This window comes from Rossellomorea sp. FS2, from assembly GCF_047915635.1.
Classification (GTDB): Bacteria; Bacillota; Bacilli; order Bacillales; family Bacillaceae_B; genus Rossellomorea; species Rossellomorea marisflavi_A.
Genome location: NZ_JBLRVS010000004.1, coordinates 742,578 through 758,417 on the forward strand (window position 1 = coordinate 742,578; position 15,840 = coordinate 758,417).

20 protein-coding genes and 2 pseudogenes are annotated in these 15,840 nt (G+C 50.7%); 6 read left to right on the forward strand and 16 right to left on the reverse strand.

The annotated features are described in order from the left end of the window. Nucleotides 1–15 precede the first annotated feature (15 nt). From ACNA6I_RS14875 to ACNA6I_RS14885, 3 genes are all read left to right on the forward strand, one after another. Nucleotides 16–1,014, forward strand: a complete 999-nt coding sequence (locus ACNA6I_RS14875; protein WP_416313703.1) for a ketoacyl-ACP synthase III — start codon at nucleotides 16–18, stop codon at nucleotides 1,012–1,014. Then, complete coding sequence (locus ACNA6I_RS14880; RefSeq protein ID WP_416313704.1) at nucleotides 1,011–1,418, forward strand: 3-hydroxyacyl-ACP dehydratase FabZ family protein; 408 nt, start codon at nucleotides 1,011–1,013, stop codon at nucleotides 1,416–1,418. Before ACNA6I_RS14875 ends, ACNA6I_RS14880 begins: the two co-directional genes overlap by 4 nt. A gap of 173 nt (nucleotides 1,419–1,591) precedes the next feature. Beyond that, entirely contained in the window at nucleotides 1,592–2,962 is a 1,371-nt protein-coding gene (locus tag ACNA6I_RS14885) for an amino acid permease (RefSeq protein ID WP_048012283.1), read from the forward strand. A 38-nt stretch (nucleotides 2,963–3,000) separates the two neighbouring features. On the opposite strand, the gene ACNA6I_RS14890 is transcribed toward ACNA6I_RS14885, so the two are convergent. Genes ACNA6I_RS14890 through ACNA6I_RS14900 form a run of 3 tightly spaced genes read right to left on the reverse strand, consistent with a single transcriptional unit; the run spans nucleotide 3,001 to nucleotide 5,210 of the window. Beyond that, a complete protein-coding gene (locus ACNA6I_RS14890) occupies nucleotides 3,001–3,519 on the reverse strand; it encodes a MepB family protein (RefSeq protein ID WP_416313705.1) in 519 nt (172 codons plus the stop codon). Between the two features lie 22 nt (nucleotides 3,520–3,541). Then, nucleotides 3,542–4,393: a phosphotransferase family protein gene (locus ACNA6I_RS14895; protein WP_416313706.1), complete on the reverse strand. Its 852-nt coding sequence runs from the start codon at nucleotides 4,391–4,393 to the stop codon at nucleotides 3,542–3,544. Nucleotides 4,394–4,424: 31 nt separating this feature from the next. Continuing rightward, nucleotides 4,425–5,210: a Cof-type HAD-IIB family hydrolase gene (locus tag ACNA6I_RS14900; RefSeq protein ID WP_416313777.1), complete on the reverse strand. Its 786-nt coding sequence runs from the start codon at nucleotides 5,208–5,210 to the stop codon at nucleotides 4,425–4,427. Between the two features lie 209 nt (nucleotides 5,211–5,419). Between ACNA6I_RS14900 and ACNA6I_RS14905 the strand changes: the two genes are divergently transcribed. After that, a complete protein-coding gene (locus tag ACNA6I_RS14905; protein WP_063191469.1) occupies nucleotides 5,420–5,683 on the forward strand; it encodes a DUF4190 domain-containing protein in 264 nt (87 codons plus the stop codon). Between the two features lie 31 nt (nucleotides 5,684–5,714). Here ACNA6I_RS14905 and ACNA6I_RS14910 read toward each other — a convergent pair. Next, a pseudogene (locus ACNA6I_RS14910) lies at nucleotides 5,715–5,971 on the reverse strand (ABC transporter permease); the annotation flags it as partial. 133 nt (nucleotides 5,972–6,104) lie between these two features. Between ACNA6I_RS14910 and ACNA6I_RS14915 the strand changes: the two are divergent. Further along, nucleotides 6,105–7,241 carry a hypothetical protein gene (locus ACNA6I_RS14915; protein WP_063191471.1) on the forward strand — a complete coding sequence of 379 codons (1,137 nt, stop codon included), beginning with the start codon at nucleotides 6,105–6,107 and terminating at the stop codon, nucleotides 7,239–7,241. 326 nt (nucleotides 7,242–7,567) lie between these two features. On the opposite strand, the pseudogene ACNA6I_RS14920 reads toward ACNA6I_RS14915, so the two are convergent. The 10 genes and pseudogenes from ACNA6I_RS14920 to ACNA6I_RS14965 form a co-directional block, all read right to left on the reverse strand. After that, nucleotides 7,568–8,071 (reverse strand): annotated as a pseudogene (locus ACNA6I_RS14920) (DNA topology modulation protein); the annotation flags it as partial. 12 nt (nucleotides 8,072–8,083) lie between these two features. Further along, nucleotides 8,084–8,398 carry a hypothetical protein gene (locus ACNA6I_RS14925; RefSeq protein ID WP_416313707.1) on the reverse strand — a complete coding sequence of 105 codons (315 nt, stop codon included), beginning with the start codon at nucleotides 8,396–8,398 and terminating at the stop codon, nucleotides 8,084–8,086. Nucleotides 8,399–8,428: 30 nt separating this feature from the next. Beyond that, on the reverse strand, nucleotides 8,429–9,235 hold the full coding sequence (locus ACNA6I_RS14930) for a protein phosphatase 2C domain-containing protein (RefSeq protein WP_416313708.1): 807 nt from the start codon (nucleotides 9,233–9,235) through the stop codon (nucleotides 8,429–8,431). Next, a complete protein-coding gene (locus tag ACNA6I_RS14935; protein ID WP_416313709.1) occupies nucleotides 9,228–9,698 on the reverse strand; it encodes an HIT family protein in 471 nt (156 codons plus the stop codon). Before ACNA6I_RS14935 ends, ACNA6I_RS14930 begins: the two co-directional genes overlap by 8 nt. Before the next feature lie 466 nt (nucleotides 9,699–10,164). After that, nucleotides 10,165–10,392 (reverse strand): sulfurtransferase TusA family protein, encoded by a 228-nt coding sequence (locus ACNA6I_RS14940; protein WP_048006893.1) that lies wholly within the window; start codon nucleotides 10,390–10,392, stop codon nucleotides 10,165–10,167. 18 nt (nucleotides 10,393–10,410) lie between these two features. Further along, on the reverse strand, nucleotides 10,411–11,538 hold the full coding sequence (locus ACNA6I_RS14945) for an MBL fold metallo-hydrolase (protein ID WP_416313710.1): 1,128 nt from the start codon (nucleotides 11,536–11,538) through the stop codon (nucleotides 10,411–10,413). Between the two features lie 45 nt (nucleotides 11,539–11,583). Beyond that, nucleotides 11,584–12,147, reverse strand: coding sequence for a sulfurtransferase TusA family protein (locus ACNA6I_RS14950; protein WP_416313711.1), 564 nt, complete (start codon nucleotides 12,145–12,147; stop codon nucleotides 11,584–11,586). Between the two features lie 48 nt (nucleotides 12,148–12,195). Further along, nucleotides 12,196–12,486, reverse strand: a complete 291-nt coding sequence (locus tag ACNA6I_RS14955; RefSeq protein WP_148797045.1) for a rhodanese-like domain-containing protein — start codon at nucleotides 12,484–12,486, stop codon at nucleotides 12,196–12,198. 17 nt (nucleotides 12,487–12,503) lie between these two features. After that, nucleotides 12,504–12,983, reverse strand: a complete 480-nt coding sequence (locus tag ACNA6I_RS14960; RefSeq protein ID WP_063191479.1) for a DsrE/DsrF/DrsH-like family protein — start codon at nucleotides 12,981–12,983, stop codon at nucleotides 12,504–12,506. Nucleotides 12,984–13,201: 218 nt separating this feature from the next. Then, on the reverse strand, nucleotides 13,202–13,984 hold the full coding sequence (locus tag ACNA6I_RS14965) for a class I SAM-dependent methyltransferase (protein WP_416313712.1): 783 nt from the start codon (nucleotides 13,982–13,984) through the stop codon (nucleotides 13,202–13,204). 81 nt (nucleotides 13,985–14,065) lie between these two features. Here ACNA6I_RS14965 and ACNA6I_RS14970 point away from each other — a divergent pair, with 81 nt between their 5' ends. After that, on the forward strand, nucleotides 14,066–14,284 hold the full coding sequence (locus ACNA6I_RS14970; protein ID WP_048006887.1) for a hypothetical protein: 219 nt from the start codon (nucleotides 14,066–14,068) through the stop codon (nucleotides 14,282–14,284). Nucleotides 14,285–14,374: 90 nt separating this feature from the next. Here ACNA6I_RS14970 and pdaA read toward each other — a convergent pair whose 3' ends face one another. Together pdaA and ACNA6I_RS14980 are read right to left on the reverse strand one after the other, a co-directional pair. After that, nucleotides 14,375–15,154 (reverse strand): delta-lactam-biosynthetic de-N-acetylase, encoded by a 780-nt coding sequence (pdaA, locus tag ACNA6I_RS14975; protein ID WP_148797054.1) that lies wholly within the window; start codon nucleotides 15,152–15,154, stop codon nucleotides 14,375–14,377. A gap of 104 nt (nucleotides 15,155–15,258) precedes the next feature. Further along, nucleotides 15,259–15,822 carry a DUF4825 domain-containing protein gene (locus tag ACNA6I_RS14980; protein ID WP_063191803.1) on the reverse strand — a complete coding sequence of 188 codons (564 nt, stop codon included), beginning with the start codon at nucleotides 15,820–15,822 and terminating at the stop codon, nucleotides 15,259–15,261. Nucleotides 15,823–15,840: the final 18 nt, after the last annotated feature.

Genomic DNA, 15,840 nt, shown 5'->3' on the forward strand with positions numbered 1-15,840 from the left:
AAGGTGGTCCTTCTTTTGAACCAATCACGCGCACGTATCACGGCAATCGGAACGTATGTGCCTGAGAAAAAACTGACAAACGCAGACCTTGAGAAAATGGTGGACACAACTGATGAATGGATCGTCCAGCGCACCGGCATGCATGAACGCCGCGTTGCAGCCGATGATCAATTCGCTTCCCATCTGGCCTTCGGGGCCGTCCAGAACCTGATTGACGGGTACGGAAAAGATCTGAGCGACGTCGACTGCATCATCGTGGCGACGACCACGCCGGATCATGCCTTCCCGAGTGTTGCCTGCCTGATCCAGAATCACTTCGACATACCTGCAACCGGTGCCTTCGATCTGAATGCCACCTGTGCCGGCTTCACCTATTCCCTGCATGTGGCCAACAACATGGTATCAAGCGGGATCCATAAAAAAATCCTCGTTGTCGCGTCTGAAACGCTGACGAAGGTGACGGACTATACAGACCGCTCGACCTGCATCCTTTTCGGAGACGCTTCTGCTGCCATGCTCGTCGAATATGATGAAGAGAACCCAAGCTTCCTCGCGAGCCACATGGGCGCAAACGGAGCCGGCGGAGCCCACGTATACCGCCGTACATTCGCTCCTACTCTTCACGGACAGGAGCTTGATCCATCCGGGAAGATGGTACAGAACGGACGCGAAGTCTATAAGTGGGCAACGCGCACGATCCCAGGCGGCGTAGAAGAGCTTCTGACGAAATCCGGCATCGAGCGGGACAAGCTTGACTGGTTCATCCCTCACAGCGCAAACCTCCGCATGGTGGAGTCGATCTGTGACAAAGCCGGGATCAATGTCGAGAATACCCTGACAAGCATGCAGTACTTCGGCAACACTTCTTCTGCTTCGATCCCCCTTGCCATCCACAAAGGGATCAAAGAAGGAAAAGTGAACGATGGCGACACGATGCTTCTGTACGGATTCGGTGGCGGACTTACCCATCTCGGACTCGTATTGAACTGGAGTCCCGACAGTCCAAAGGCGTGAAGGACATCCGGAGCATCCTGCCTCACCGGTTCCCCTTCCTCCTGATTGATAAGATCACGGAAGTGGAAGAAGGAAAACGGGCGGTGGGCGTGAAACTCATTTCACAACATGATTGTGAAGGGTCACCGGACGACGCCTTACCCCGCGGGTTCATCCTTGAGGCCATGGCCCAGATGAGCGGAGCCGCGCTCCATTCCGAGAGCCGGAGCAACGGCCTTGGCATGCTTGCCGGCATCGATAACGGCCGGTTTTACCAGGACGTCTTTGCCGGTGACCGGCTGACTCTTACGATCGACATCACACGGAATAAAGGAAGAATCGTGAAAGGGAGAGGTACGGCGGCCATCGACAGCAGGATCGTCTGTGAAGCCGACCTCCTATTCGCCTTCCAATCCATAACATGAGTCCGGAGACAAGCCTATCGCTTGTCTCTTTTTTTATGCCAATCCACTTACTGAATTGGAAAACAACTATAGGTAATAGTAATATTTATATATTTACTTTCAAGACAGTTGACTATACACTATGAAAAGTAATTTATTGAATTGTTTAATAATTCGGTTTTTGGAGGTTGGGCATGAGCTTATTCAGAAAGAAACTCATCACAGAAAGCAATACCGGTTCCCTCAATCGCGTACTTGGAGCAGTCGATCTGACCATGCTCGGAGTCGGGGCCATCATCGGGACCGGAGTCTTCGTCCTCACGGGCGTGGCATCAGCGAAATACGCAGGTCCAGCACTCATCCTATCGTTTATCATTGCAGGCCTTGCCTGTGTATTCGCCGCCCTCTGCTATTCAGAGTTTGCCTCCATGATCCCGCAATCAGGGAGCGCCTATACGTACAGCTATGTCGCCTTCGGGGAAATCTTCGCTTGGATTCTCGGCTGGGACCTCGTCCTTGAATACGGCCTTGCTTCCTCCGCTGTGGCAAGCGGCTGGTCGGGCTACTTCCAGAGCCTCCTGTCCGGTTTCGGGATCCATCTCCCTCACGCCCTGACGTCGGCATTCGATCCCGGCAACGGTACGTATCTTGATCTATCGGCCGTCATCATCGTCCTTCTCGTCACCCTTCTACTATCACGGGGTGTAAAGGAGTCGGCCAAGTTCAATGCCATCATGGTCATCGTGAAGGTGGCCGTCGTCCTGCTATTCATCGCCGTTGGCGTGTGGTACGTGGAGCCTTCCAACTGGCAGCCGTTCATGCCATTCGGCTTCTCGGGTGTCGTTTCGGGCGCTGCGGTCGTCGTCTTCGCCTACTTCGGTTTCGATGCGGTATCCACTGCCGCCGAGGAAGTGAAGAACCCCCAGCGGAACCTGCCGATCGGCATCATCTCGGCCCTTGTCATCTGCACCGTCATCTATATCGTTGTATCGCTCATCCTGACAGGGATCGTGCCTTACAGCATGCTGAATGTGAAAGACCCCGTCGCCTTCGCCCTGCAGTTCATCCACCAGGACTGGGCAGCCGGATTCATTTCCCTTGGCGCCATCGTCGGGATCACCACCGTCCTCATCGTCATGATGTTCGGACAGACCCGACTGTTCTATGCCATGAGCCGTGACGGTCTGCTTCCCCAGAAGCTTTCGAGCGTCAGCCCGAAAACGAAGGTTCCCCTTCCGAGTACATGGACGACCGGGATCCTCGTCGCCCTGTTCGCCGGTCTTGTCCCTCTGGATAAGCTTGCGGAACTGACGAGCATCGGGACCCTGTTCGCGTTTGCCACGGTGTCACTAGGTGTCGCCGTCCTCAGGAAGACGCGTCCGGAGATCAAGCGTGGATTCAAAACACCATGGGTACCGGTCATCCCGGCGCTCGCGGTCATCTTCTGCGTGTACCTCATGCTCCAGCTGTCGGCATTCACGTGGAAGGGCTTCGCCGTCTGGCTCGTACTGGGGCTGATCTTCTACTTCAGCTACGGTTACCGCCACAGTAAATTGAATCGATGAGCATAAGAAAAGGGAGCCGTCACAACCGGCTCCCTTTTCTATGTATAATCTTTCCCCAGGTAATGGGAGCGAATCAGGCTCCCATCGACCTCTCCGGACAAATCAATGAAGTACTCCGATTGCCACGCCTGGGTCTTCCTCGCCGTCGGGTTCAATCCGGTCACCCAATCAGGGTAGACACGCATGGCCATTTTCCCTTTTGAGCTGCCGGTCGTAACGATCCCTTTCGACGCCATCACCTCTTTCGGGAAAACGAACTGCCCTTTCTTTCCTTGGTCCAGGACGGTGATGATGAGACGATCCGTACATTCCTCCAACGTATATGGACGGTTCCGGTCATCGTCTCCCTTTCTCCAAAAGACAGTGAAATAACCCTTTTTGTTGGGTGTTTTCCTGGCGCGCCTGCTCCTGTAGGTCCGATCATCCAGAGTCAAAACGAAGCCTTCATATTCCAGGTTCTGATTTTCCATCTCGAACCCATCCCTATGTGGAAGATCGGCCACTTCTAGCGCAGCCATGATCACATCCTTTGATGCCGATACGTCCTTCATTTCCATCCACATCCCTTTTCTGCAGTCCTCACGCAAGACCCTCCTTCAGGATCTTCACGTTCCGTTCAAAAAAGTCCCTATTCTTCTCTAGACCCATCCGCTGACACCAGCCGGTAGAATTGAAGGCGTCGGTCATCTGGTAAAAAGGGAGCACCCGGTCAAGGTCGATGAGGGGCCTCACCGAGCGGTATCCGTCTTCAAATGCTTCCCGTGTCCCAGGGAACCGCTGACATACATCCCGCTCGATCTTCGTAAAATCCAGCTCCGTCGAACCGATCCGTACGCTCTCAAAATCAATTAGACCCGTCACGTGATCATCACGTACGAGGATGTTCCCGGGGCGGAAATCCATATGGATGAACGACGGACCGTCGGGAGGCGGCAGCTCCTTCCTCATCTCCTCGAATCGAACAAGGGCCAGGTCGAACAATTCAGGGTCTAGCACCTTTTTCGCATCTTCGGCAAACGAGTAGAACTGCGCAGGAAGGAACTCTGTCCACCGGCTGAATTCATCCCGCACGGCACCTCCGTAGTCTTCGGGACCTACCCGGATGGTATGCAGCCTGGCGAGCAGCTCCCCGATCTCCCACGCCAGTTTCTCACTCACCATGCCAGTCGCCGGGACACCATCCAGTGCCTCGAGCACCAGGAACCCGTCCTCATGGAAGGCGACGACTTCCGGTACGGGTAAGTGTCCCTTGAACCGCTCCAGCATCTCCCTCTCCAAACTCAGCTTCTGGACGGAACGGGGTATTTTCAAGAACACCGTTTCCCCCGTCACGAGTTTCACGTTATACACCGTCGAACTGAATGACTCCGGTACTTCCTTCACAGAAGCAGCTTTAAGATTGACTTTATCCAACCACTGATGAGCGTTCATGCTCTTCCACCTGCCGTTTCTTCATTGTCTATCAGCAATAGCCGTTACATCGTCCGAGACCAATCAACCCAAGCTCCCGGAGGGCAAAAGCGACACCATCTTCCCCGGAAGGCTTGGTGACAAAGTCGGCCACACTCTTCAACTCGGCCCCTGCATTCCCCATTGCGACACCCATTCCGGCCAGCTGAAGCATGTCGATGTCGTTGCCTCCATCTCCAAATGCCATGGCCTCCGAAGGATGGAGTCCAAAATGATGGAGCACCTTCTTCATGGCAATGGATTTCGATACGTCCGTTTCCAACACATTCAAGATGAAGGGATGCCAGCGCCTGAAGGTCAATTCGGGAAATCTGTTATGATAGAGGTGCATGGATTCGTCACCCGCAAACAAGCACATAAGAAATACCTCCTCTCCCATCTTCTCGACCACCGGCGGATAATCCTTCAGCCCCAATGTCTCAAGGAGTGCAGGCATGGTTCTCCGATCCTCGATCCCGTTCATACTGAATGAATCGGTATAGAAGGATAGGCCGTGGCCGCACTCCATGGCAAACGAAGAGACAGCCTCTACCGTCTGAGTTGAAAGGACGGAATGAAAGATCACCTCATCGCCATGAGTAGCATACCCTCCGTTTGCCGTGATGAAGGTCTCGATTCCCAAATCCCGGATCTCCGCGCACATGGAAAGGGGTCTGCCCGTAGCCGCCACCACCCAGATGCCACGGTCCAAAAGCTCCCCTATCGCATCCCTCGTGCTCGAAGGAATACTTCCATCCTCATGATGAGTCAACGTCCCGTCAATATCGAAGAAAATCATTTTGATCCCTGTCACATCCATCATCTCCTAGTCTATTACCTTACCACATTTATACAATATATTATTGTATTTATTTTCCACTATATTTTATACTAAGAGAAGCATCAATTAGGTCCAGTGTTTCAAATGTGAGACCCGAACAGGAGGACGGCTAGAAAAGTCCCCTCCGCCGTAAGGTTTTTCTTCATCAAGCAATCATGGAGGTTATCATGGAGTCAAACAAAACCAACGCATTGGCCATCACTAGCCTGGTCCTTGGGATCTTGGCGATCATCATCCCGCTCATCGGGATTCTCATCGGCATTGTCGCTGTGATCATTGGGATAAAGGCCCTGAACCAACTCAAGGTGAGCACCGAAAAAGGCAAGGGCCTCGCCATTGCCGGAATCGTCTGTGGAGGCGGCGGCCCTTTCATCCAGTTGATCTTTCTTCTAATTATCGGAGTCATCAGTTTTTTCAATACACCACAGTGAAGAAGGACCCGGATCCCCGGGTCCTTCTTTTCTATAGATCTGCTTTTTCAATCCGACGGTACGAAAGAAAGGCGATACCAAAACCGATAAGGCACATACCGACAGGAACACCGATGAATTGGAACAAGCTCGTCTGATTGCTTCTTCAGAAACGGTGGCATTGATGAGGAAGCCGATCAGAACCGCATTTGTGATGGTGGTAGCAGTCGATTTTTTCCTCATACCGAAGAATAAAGGGATGAGAGAAACCCCTCCCATCATGAACGCCATGAGGAGCATGCCGGGGATATCACCTTTTCTAAACATCATAATTTGGTAATTTTACAAGTTTCAGGATTATCATTTAGGGAATGAAAATGAATGAAGTTCCTTAATTTTACCAAGGAAATAGTAAAGTTGCTTATGAGGAGGAGATTATTCCATGAAGAAACTTTCATTGGCTTTGGGAATCACTATTGTGGGTTTATTGTTAGCTTCTTGTACTAGCGGTGATGACTCGGCAGATACAAGTGCAGAAGAACGTGATAATAGGTCGGAAGAAAACAATGAAAATGGAACGGACAATCAAACTGAAGACGGCAATGCCTCTGATGAAGAAAAATCAGAACAACCTTCTACCTCCGATCAAGCAGATGACGAAGAATATTATAAAGAGTTAGCTGTTTTGGGGGAGTATGATGATGACCTCTACCCAGATGTGCTAAAGAATCTTCAACTACCTGGCATTCACGAAAACACATTAATTTATAATGGAACGATTAATCCCGATCATTCGATTCGTTTTGAATTTCCTCATGACGAAAAAACAATTGATCCTGAAGTATCAGAAGAAGGTCATTTTTCCATATCCTTTAGTGATAAAGAAATTAGAGAAAATGATGATATTAGAGTATATATTTTCGGGGGTGGACTGCCGCACGAACAGACTTTTGAACTTCCAGTACACCCCTCTGAGGAGGGCATGGAAGTAATTGAAAGTGACGCTGATACTAGTGCACAGGAAGAAGCTTTATTAGAAGAAGTTTCGCTTCCAGATATTAAAACGGGTACAAAAACTTACGAGGCCGAAACCGGAGATATGGTTGAGAATGTCCACTACTCGATTGATGGAGAAATGGTTAGACAGGATTTGCTTGTGAAATCTGCGGATCATGATAACCCCGAAGGAGAAATAGTTGTTGAATTTGATGAATCACCGGCAACTGGTCAAACATTTGAGTTTTATATTTTAGCCAATGGAGTAACGGCTAAAATTGAAAAACAAGTAAAAAAATCATCTGAGGATGAACGGCAAAGTGCTGATAGAATCATCGAAGAAACTGAACTACCAGAAATCACTCTAGATACAACAAATTACGAGGGGAAAACAGACCCTAATGCAGAGGTTAAGGTAACTGATCCGGAATTACCGAATTGGATCGTGACACTTGATCTTGATGAAGATGGTAACTTCACACTACCCCTTGAGGATCGAATCGAGGAACCCGGACAAATTATTCAATTCACCATTACTGATGAAGATGGAAATTCCACTACGATCGAGAAGGAAGTGCAATAAGATCAGTTTCTCCCTCTCATGAAGAAATTTGTATAATCATTTCTTGTCTTGTAGTATCGGAGCATCGAAAGGCTGACTTTCCTTTGAGGGCCCACTACACTATCCAAAGCTTAAGTACGGACAATCCTGGCCGCTCCGATCACACTGATCAACAGATAATAAATCCCTAAGATGGCAAGACCATCGGTAAGCACTACCCCGATATCTGTGCGTTTGATTCCCCATCTCCACAGAAGCGCACTGACAAAAAAGATGAGGGGGATGACCAGGAAGTAACCGACGAACGTCAGTTTTTGATTTTTCATGCTGATGCCCCCCTTATACGTTTTGGCATTCTTCAGGAAGTTCCGGACTTCCCGTGGGTTCTTCAGATGAATGATGGTTTTCTCCTCACTGTAGGCTGCAAGCTTTTGAAGGATGCCCGGCCGCTTCTCCTTCGGGTACTGCCAGATCCACTTGAGGAAGGTCAGGTCCAATCGCTCCTCGCAGCCTTCCCGCATATCGGGCCGGGACTTCCCGTGATAGCGGAACATGCGCTTCATGGCTCGGTAGCTGCAACGCCATCTCGATAGATCCAGGAAGATAATCGTATCCGCCGCATCCATGCGGAACTCCATCGTTGAGCCGTAGTTTCCGTCGATGATCCATTTCTCCTTGGTCACAAGCTTCCGTTGGATTTCCCTGACTTCTTCCCGTTCGACCGGAACCCAGCCCGGCTTCCACAGGAGCTGGTCCAAATGCCAGACAGGTAAATCAATTGCTTCCCCAAGACGGGTCGCCAGCGTCGATTTTCCCGACCCACCCGAACCGATCAACACTACCTTCTTCATACCGTGCACCTCCTAAAAAAACAGCCAAGCTCCTAGTACAAAGTAAGCAATCGCCAGTAAAAACGCCGGCACCGAAAGGAAAAACTTCGTTCGGTAACGGACGCCTTTAAAAGGACGATACAGCTTCACCACCACCGTCATGACAACGAACAGAACCAAGAGAGAAACCAAGATGGCGGTCGCATCCACCATCGTGAACGGTGGGGTCAAGTAAGGATCAAGATAATAGTTCATGATGACGATGACGGTAAACAGCAGACTCTGATAAAACACATACCGTAAATAAAGCATGACTTCCTCTTTCTTATCTGTTGTAAATTCCCACATTATTGTATCATAGGGGCGAATTGGGGGACATCATGGCTTTCTCAAATTCCCCGGCCACGTGGCTTCACAACGGTTATCAATCCTCCATGCCACAATCGTCGTGCTATCCCGCACGCCGTTTTCTTCGATCGTGTGGAGAAGATCCGCCACTCCTTCCTCCACCGACTTTTCATCCAACGCAGCAAAGATCTCTTTACCTCCGGGGTACGGATCTCCCGGACATTCCAACAGTCCATCCGTCGTCATGAAGATGGTGTTCGTCCCTTCCCTGAGCTCCCTCACGCCTGTGCCGTAGCAGGGGATTTCCCCATGGAACGAGCTTGCCTTGCCGATCCATTCGTAAAAATGGCGCTGATTCAGATTGTACTGCCCGTGGGCGGCGAGTTCGGGATGATGGAGCATGACCACACAGTCCCCGATCGAGAACCACCATAGGACGTTTTCTTTCCTGCATACCAATAAGATAGCGGTCTCCCCCTGCACTTCCTGACAGCGGGCAAGGAATCCAGGTTCCCTGAATATATCCAGAATGCAGGCCTGCAACGGATTGAACACCTCGCCAAACGGCCGCTTCAGGATGGTTTGAATCCGCTCTTTCTCCCCTTCAAGCGTCTCGACGACCAGGGATGCGCTCTCAGCCGTCTGATGGGCATCAAGGATAGCGGCAAATTCCCACTCCCCCTCTTCGACCCATAAGAGAGCGGCGTCCTCATTCTTGTTTGCACCTGCCCCGGAATTCCCTCCGAAGCGTCCCACCACTATCCCATTTGGAAAAGTGAGGACATCCTTCTCATCTACCTTTGTATCATCGCTTCCAACCCAGCTCCATTCACTCATATGATTCCATCCTTTCTTTCAACCGCATGCACAGGGACACGATTTCTTCTTCCCCGACCATGGGCGCCTTCTCCCAATCGTATACGTCCATGGCGCCCCGATGTTCCTCCGGGGTCCCTGGGTATCTGGCCACAAGATGCATATGAAGATGGGGGACCGAATTCCCGGACACAAGAGCATAGACATGCTCCGCTCCTTCACTCTCCGTCAGCGCCCGGCTCACCCGGGACATGGCGATTCCGAATGCAGCGGCTTCCTCGCCCGTCATATCCGCCATACCCGGCACATGCCGTTTCAAGTCGATCATCACATGTCCCGCATAGTTCGGTTTCCCCTCGCGATCGATGTGACCGACATACACCCATTCATTCTCATAAATCGTCGTTCCGGCGGTCTTGATGATGCTTCTATGTTTATCACAGATGAAACACGACACGGCCTTCTCTCCCTTTTTGGATAGCAAAAAGCCCCGTCCTCCCGGAAAGAGACGACGGGGCCGCGGTACCACTCTTATTGGTCTCCCGAACAGGAAACCGCTCTGGACCAGATGACGGTGGTCGGCCGGATGGACATTCCCTTCCATCCGCTCCCAGGCGAGTTGGGGACGGGAATGGCTGTCTTGCAGCGGACGACAGCTCTCTTGGCAGACCCTGATCCTTTTTACTCCTGTTCATGGCGTTTACAAATGTTAAAGTTTTCTAATAGTGTAAGGATTTTGTCGGCTGGCGTCAATCTTTTTTTGAAAGGTCCGTTCCTTTCCGCTACGGTCGACCGTTTTCCTCGGGGCGTGCGGTGAGCCGCTATTCCCAAAGTAGTCGGCCGAACTCCGCTACTCTTTTTTACATTCTATAGAATCCCAATCAAGTCCCCTCATCAATCTTACATACCAACCAAAAAAGGAAGGGATATTCCCCTTCCTTCAGCATTCATTATCCTTTTTTGATCCAGAACTTCAATACGTCTCCGTCTTCTTCATGCTTCACAAGTTCATGACCGCCAGATTTGGCCCATGCGGTGAGGTCACTTTTAGCTCCTTTATCCGTTGCATGGATTTCAAGGACTTCTCCTGACTCGATCGTGTTCATTTCTTTTTTTGTCCTGACGATCGGCATCGGGCATGCCAATCCTTTTGCATCCAATACTTTTACTGATTCCATTCTCTATTCCTCCTTGGTTTAGCGGACCGCACAGCGGTTTGGTCCGATTTCCATTTCTCGTTGGGTTTCTTCATCGGGGGAGATTTTCCCCATATTGGTTTCACGGATTTCCTGATACGCATTCGGTTGCGGAGGCAGATTCTCGGTCACGAGCTTTCTGAATTCCCCCTCGTCTTCAATGTTGAGACCGTGGTTTTCTTTCAACAGATCTCCGAGGCTGCGTGCAACGGTTCCATCTGCGTTCAGCTCCTCGATCACCATGAAGTGAGCCGGAAGCACAATCAGATCATCCTGCAGTCCACGGTAGCGTGTGTAGAGGCTTTCCCTCAGATCCCCGACCCAGTCTTCGGCCATCCCGGCAAGATCCGGACGTCCGATGGAGTCGATGAACAGGATATCCCCGGATAGGAGATAGTGACCATCGACGATGAACGAGGTGGAGCCGATCGTGTGACCTGGTGTGTATAGGGCCTGGATATCGATGGTGGACGTTCCGATCGTCACCGAGTTTCCGTCTTCGAGTTTGTTGTAGTCGAAGTTGACCTCCGTTGCGTCCTTGGGTGGCAGCCAGTAAGAACCTCCAGCTCGTTCGGCTAGGAGCCTTCCTCCTGAAATATGGTCTGCATGAAGATGCGTATCGAAGACATGCTTGATCTCCACTCCTTTTTCCCCGGCAAATGCCGTGTAGGCGGAGGTCATGCGCGTGGCATCGATGACCGCAGCTTCACCTCCGGACAGAACCATGTAGGACAGGCAGCCTTTGCCGAGACGGACGAATTGATAAAGCTCTCCTCCGTCTGCAAGGTCACCGACTTTCACCGGTTCGAGATGCTCACTCCATGCCTTCATGCCCCCGCTGAGATACGACACGTCAAGACCTTCTTCTGAGAGCATCTCAGCCACCATGATCGAGGATCCTTCCTTGGCGCAGACGACAAGGATGTCCTGACCCTTCGGAAGCTGGTCCATGATATCTCCCACACCGTCCAGCAGGTCAAAATAAGGGACGTTCAGATAGGTGAAATTACTCCCTTCCACTTTCCAGTCCTGAAAGGCGTCTTCGTTCCGGACGTCGAGGATGAAAAGTGTTTCCTGATCCATGACTTTCTGTGCGACTTCTTTGCTGCTCATTGCATTGACTGACACGTTGATTCCCTCCTGTTTGGTATCCTTCTTAGACTTCCTGCTATCTTAGTGGTTCGATTCCGTATTTCCCTTCCACTCACTCATGCCCGGTACGATATTGGTGACGTTGGTGAAGCCATTGGCCACAAGTGTTTGGGCGGCCATATCGCTGCGGTTCCCTGTGCGGCAAACCACGTAAATGGCTGATTCTTTCTGTAGTTCCTGAAGGCGCGATTCAAGTTCCCCCATCGGGATGGATACAGCACCCGGGATATGATAGAAGGCATACTCTGCCGCTTCACGCACATCAAGGATGGTCATATTTTCTGAGGCATCGATCTTACCCTGAAGATCCTCGTTGCTCGCAACGGTCTCGTACGAGCGCTCCACTGCATCCTGGTCGGATGATTTTCGCAGATAATGCTTCAGTACATTGCCTTCTTCAATCAGGCCAAGATATTGATGCCCCGTACTTTTTGCCCACGCTTCAAGGTCAGCCTTCGATCCTTTGTCCGTTGCCTGGACCTCCAGCACTTCGCCGGCGCTCATATTCTTCATGACCTTTTTCGTTTTGACGATCGGCATCGGACACGCGAGGCCCTTTGCATCAAGTAGTTGATCGGTTTTCATGATGAATCCTCCTTTTACCTATATGGGTATAATACATTTCAAAAAAATTTATTCTGTCTTTCCATCCCAGGCCATCATGCCTCCTGTCATGTTCACCACGCTGTATCCTTGACTGTCAAGGAGCTGACACGCACGACCGCTTCGTCCGCCTGATCGGCATACCATGATGTACTCTTTCGAACGGTCGAGTTCATGCAGGCGGAACTCCAATAATCCAAGGGGAATATGGATCGCTCCCGGGATCTTCCCTTCCTTCACTTCGTCGACTTCCCTTACGTCGATGATATGGACACCTTCGTTCAGTTTTGCTTCAAGTTCTTTTGGCATGATCTCTTTCATGTTGATTCCCTCCCAGTTTAAATGAATAGATTGACGTTTCCTTCTTCAGCATCTCCGAGATACGCGGCCACACCGGCATATTCGATGTGATCCATCAATTCTTCCTTTTGCAGCCCCAAGAGGTCCATGGTCATCGTGCAGGCGACCAATTTCACATCCTGCTCCTGTGCCATATCGATCAGATCAGGCAGCGGCATGGCATTATGCTTTTTGATGACATGTTGGATCATCTTCTTACCTGCCCCACCGAAATTCATCTTGGATAGTCCCATGCGGTCGGCACCCTTCGGCATCATCTTCCCGAACATCTTCTCAAGGAATCCTTTTTTCACATGGATATCTGAATCCTTCCGAAGGGCGTTCAATCCCCAGAACGTATGGAAAATCGTCACCTCATGGTCGTATGCTGCTGCTCCATTGGCAATGATATAAGCCGCCATGGCTTTATCGTAATCACCGCTGAAAAGCACAATTGTTGTCTTTTTTCTCTCTGACATTCAAATTCCTCCTCTAAAATACTTATAGGGGTATATTTAAAGGCGTAAAAAGACGATGACAGCTCATCTCTTTCGCCGCTATTTTAACCTTACGAGTTACATCTTATACCCAACAGGGTATGTATGTCAACGAAAAATGTCCAAAGAAAATAGGGGGGCGCATGGGGACGGTTCTCATGCGTCAAAAAAGTGGCGCACCGGAACCGTCCCCACACGCGTCACTTCCTTGCTATTTTCATGCTGAGGGTCGCGGGTTCCGTGAAGGGAGCGAGACCTTCGAGGGCGAGTTTGACTTCTTGCTCGAATGGGATGATGTTGTCGCCGAGGAAGCGTTTCGCTCCGTAGGAAGTGGAGTACAGGTTCCCGAGGATCGACTCGATCGTCCAGTGGATCGTATAGAGTGGGAGGGTGATTTCTTCATAGGTGAAGCGGGAACGCCGGATGATGGTTTCATGACGCTCGACGGGATGGGTGTACGTTGAATCTCCTGCTCTCCGCTCCTGTCCGTACCATTTCCGGATGATTGCGTCCAGCACCTCCTGCCACGGCTCGAGCTTCCGATCAGGTTCATAGTTGTCGATGATGGCGATACCCCCTTCCGCTTCTACACGGTCATACAGGTCCTCCAAAATTGAATCACGGTCCATCCAGTGGAAGGCTTTTGCGATGGTGACCAGTTTGAATCGATGAGGGTTTGTCATCTTATACTCGGCCCAAGTGCCCGCGAACCATTCCACTTGCCCATTCCGGATCATTGAATGGATGCGCTCCGCTTCCTGTATCATCTCAGGCTCTGTATCGATCCCAACGGTCCTCTCCGCCCAGTCGGCGAGTCTCACGGTCATCGTCCCTGGTCCGCAGCCAAGGTCCAGGATGTTCCCTTCCCCGTCAAGTGAAAATTCGTCGACGAGGGTGCGGATCAGCGTCGACGGGTACACCGGGCGGTATGCTGCATAATAGCCCGCTGATCCCTTAAATAAATCCTTTCCGTATGTCGGCATGCTTTTTCTCCTTTTCATCTTGCGTGTCCATAAAGAATATTTTACCATATACGTAACATACAACGTCAGGAGGAGCATCTTATGCGCAAGTGGGTGGAGCGACTGATCTATCTTGTCTTCACATTTTTTATTTTCCGTGTGCTCTTGTACATCTTTCAATATACATATGATGTTTGGGTTCCATTGACACCAGAGTGGGATGTTATCACCTTTTTTATCGTACTTCCCTTTATGATCATCGCATCCTTCATCATCTCGGCATTCGCGTTCCGCTACGCCTTTGATCGACGTGGTGCATAGAGACGGTTCCTGGGCACCCAAAAAGTGACGCATCGGAACCGTTACCATGCGCCAAAAAGCGAAGGACCCGTCTGGTCCTTCGCTTTTTTCTTATTGCTTCTTCATCATGGGGTGCTCGTCGAGACTTTTGAAGGTATATCCCCGCTTTTTCAAGTCCTGAATGGATTTCTCCATGGCATCCGCATTGTCCTGTGATACGGAATGAAGGAGGATGATGGCTCCGGGATGGGCCTGGTTCATCAGGTTGTTGTAGGAGTACTGCCATCCTTTTTGCTGATCGGTCTTCCAGTCGACGAAGGCCACTGACCAGAATACGTGGGTGTACCCTTCCTTCTTGGCGATATCCAGGGTGCGGGCACTGAATACGCCGCGAGGAGGACGGATATACTTCATTTCCTTCTGTCCCGTCAGCTCGGCGGTTTTCTCCTTCACTTTTTTCATTTCTTCCCTGATCTTTTCATCGCCCGTTTGAGTGAAGTCAGGGTGGTGCCAGGAGTGGTTTCCGATGATATGGCCTTCTTTGACCATCCGTTTGACGAGGTCTTCTGCGCTGAGGAGATAATGCCCGGTGACGAAGAATGTCGCTGGTACTTTCTCGCGTTTCAGCACGTCGAGGATCTTTTTCGTATGGCCGTTTTCGTAGCCGTTGTCAAAGGTCAGGTACAGGACCTTCTCGTCCGGATTGCCTTTATAGAAGGCACCGTAGTCGGTGAGGAGTTTGTCATACTGTGCCCCTGCCTCGGCAGGCACTTCATTCTTGCTCTTCTGGAAGCCCCAACCGATTGATTGGTTGGAGACGGCTGTTGCACCGGACGGGAACACGAGGGTCAGCATCACGGCAAGCATCACTACTTTTATGAAATGGATCATGTGGAATCCCTTCTTTCAGCAATATCTATCCCTATTAGTGTTTGAGAATGAAGGGCCTTTATGAGTACTAAAACTATCCAAAAAGGGAGCCCCTTGAGGCTCCCTTACTCTTCAAAGTATGTGTGGTAATTCGTCGCCATCTCCGTCAGTTTCCCTTTATGATCGTCGATAAAAGTAGAAACCGTTTTTTCATCCCATTGTGCGTCACCCTGGGGGAAGCGTTTGAATTCCTTGGAAAGGGCAGCGGTGAGCTGTTCCCTCGGAATGGCCAATTCCTCATCAGCGACCGTGAATCGGTATTCCTTTGCATTCGGGACGAGGAGGGCGAGGTAGAGGGCATTAAAATATAACTTTTTGCGATCCAGCCTGTTTCCATTGAACCAGAACGTTTGGAAGGCAGATTCAGAAATCGATTTTGCCCCGTCATCATAGGTGACATGGAGATTTTCTCCGGTCAGATCAAGCTCCCCCATCGTTTCACCGCCGGGGAGCAGCCTGATGATGGCCCCTACGTCGGAATTATCCCCCACGTAGGTTCCACTGTATGCTTTTAGCTCCTTCAGATTGGTATGCTCGATCGTCGTGATCTTCTCTTCCGGCTTCACCTGTGAACAGGCGCCCAGGAGAAGGACCGCGATGAAAACGATGAGAGTAATCTTGCTTTTCATGATCATGACCCCTTTGGT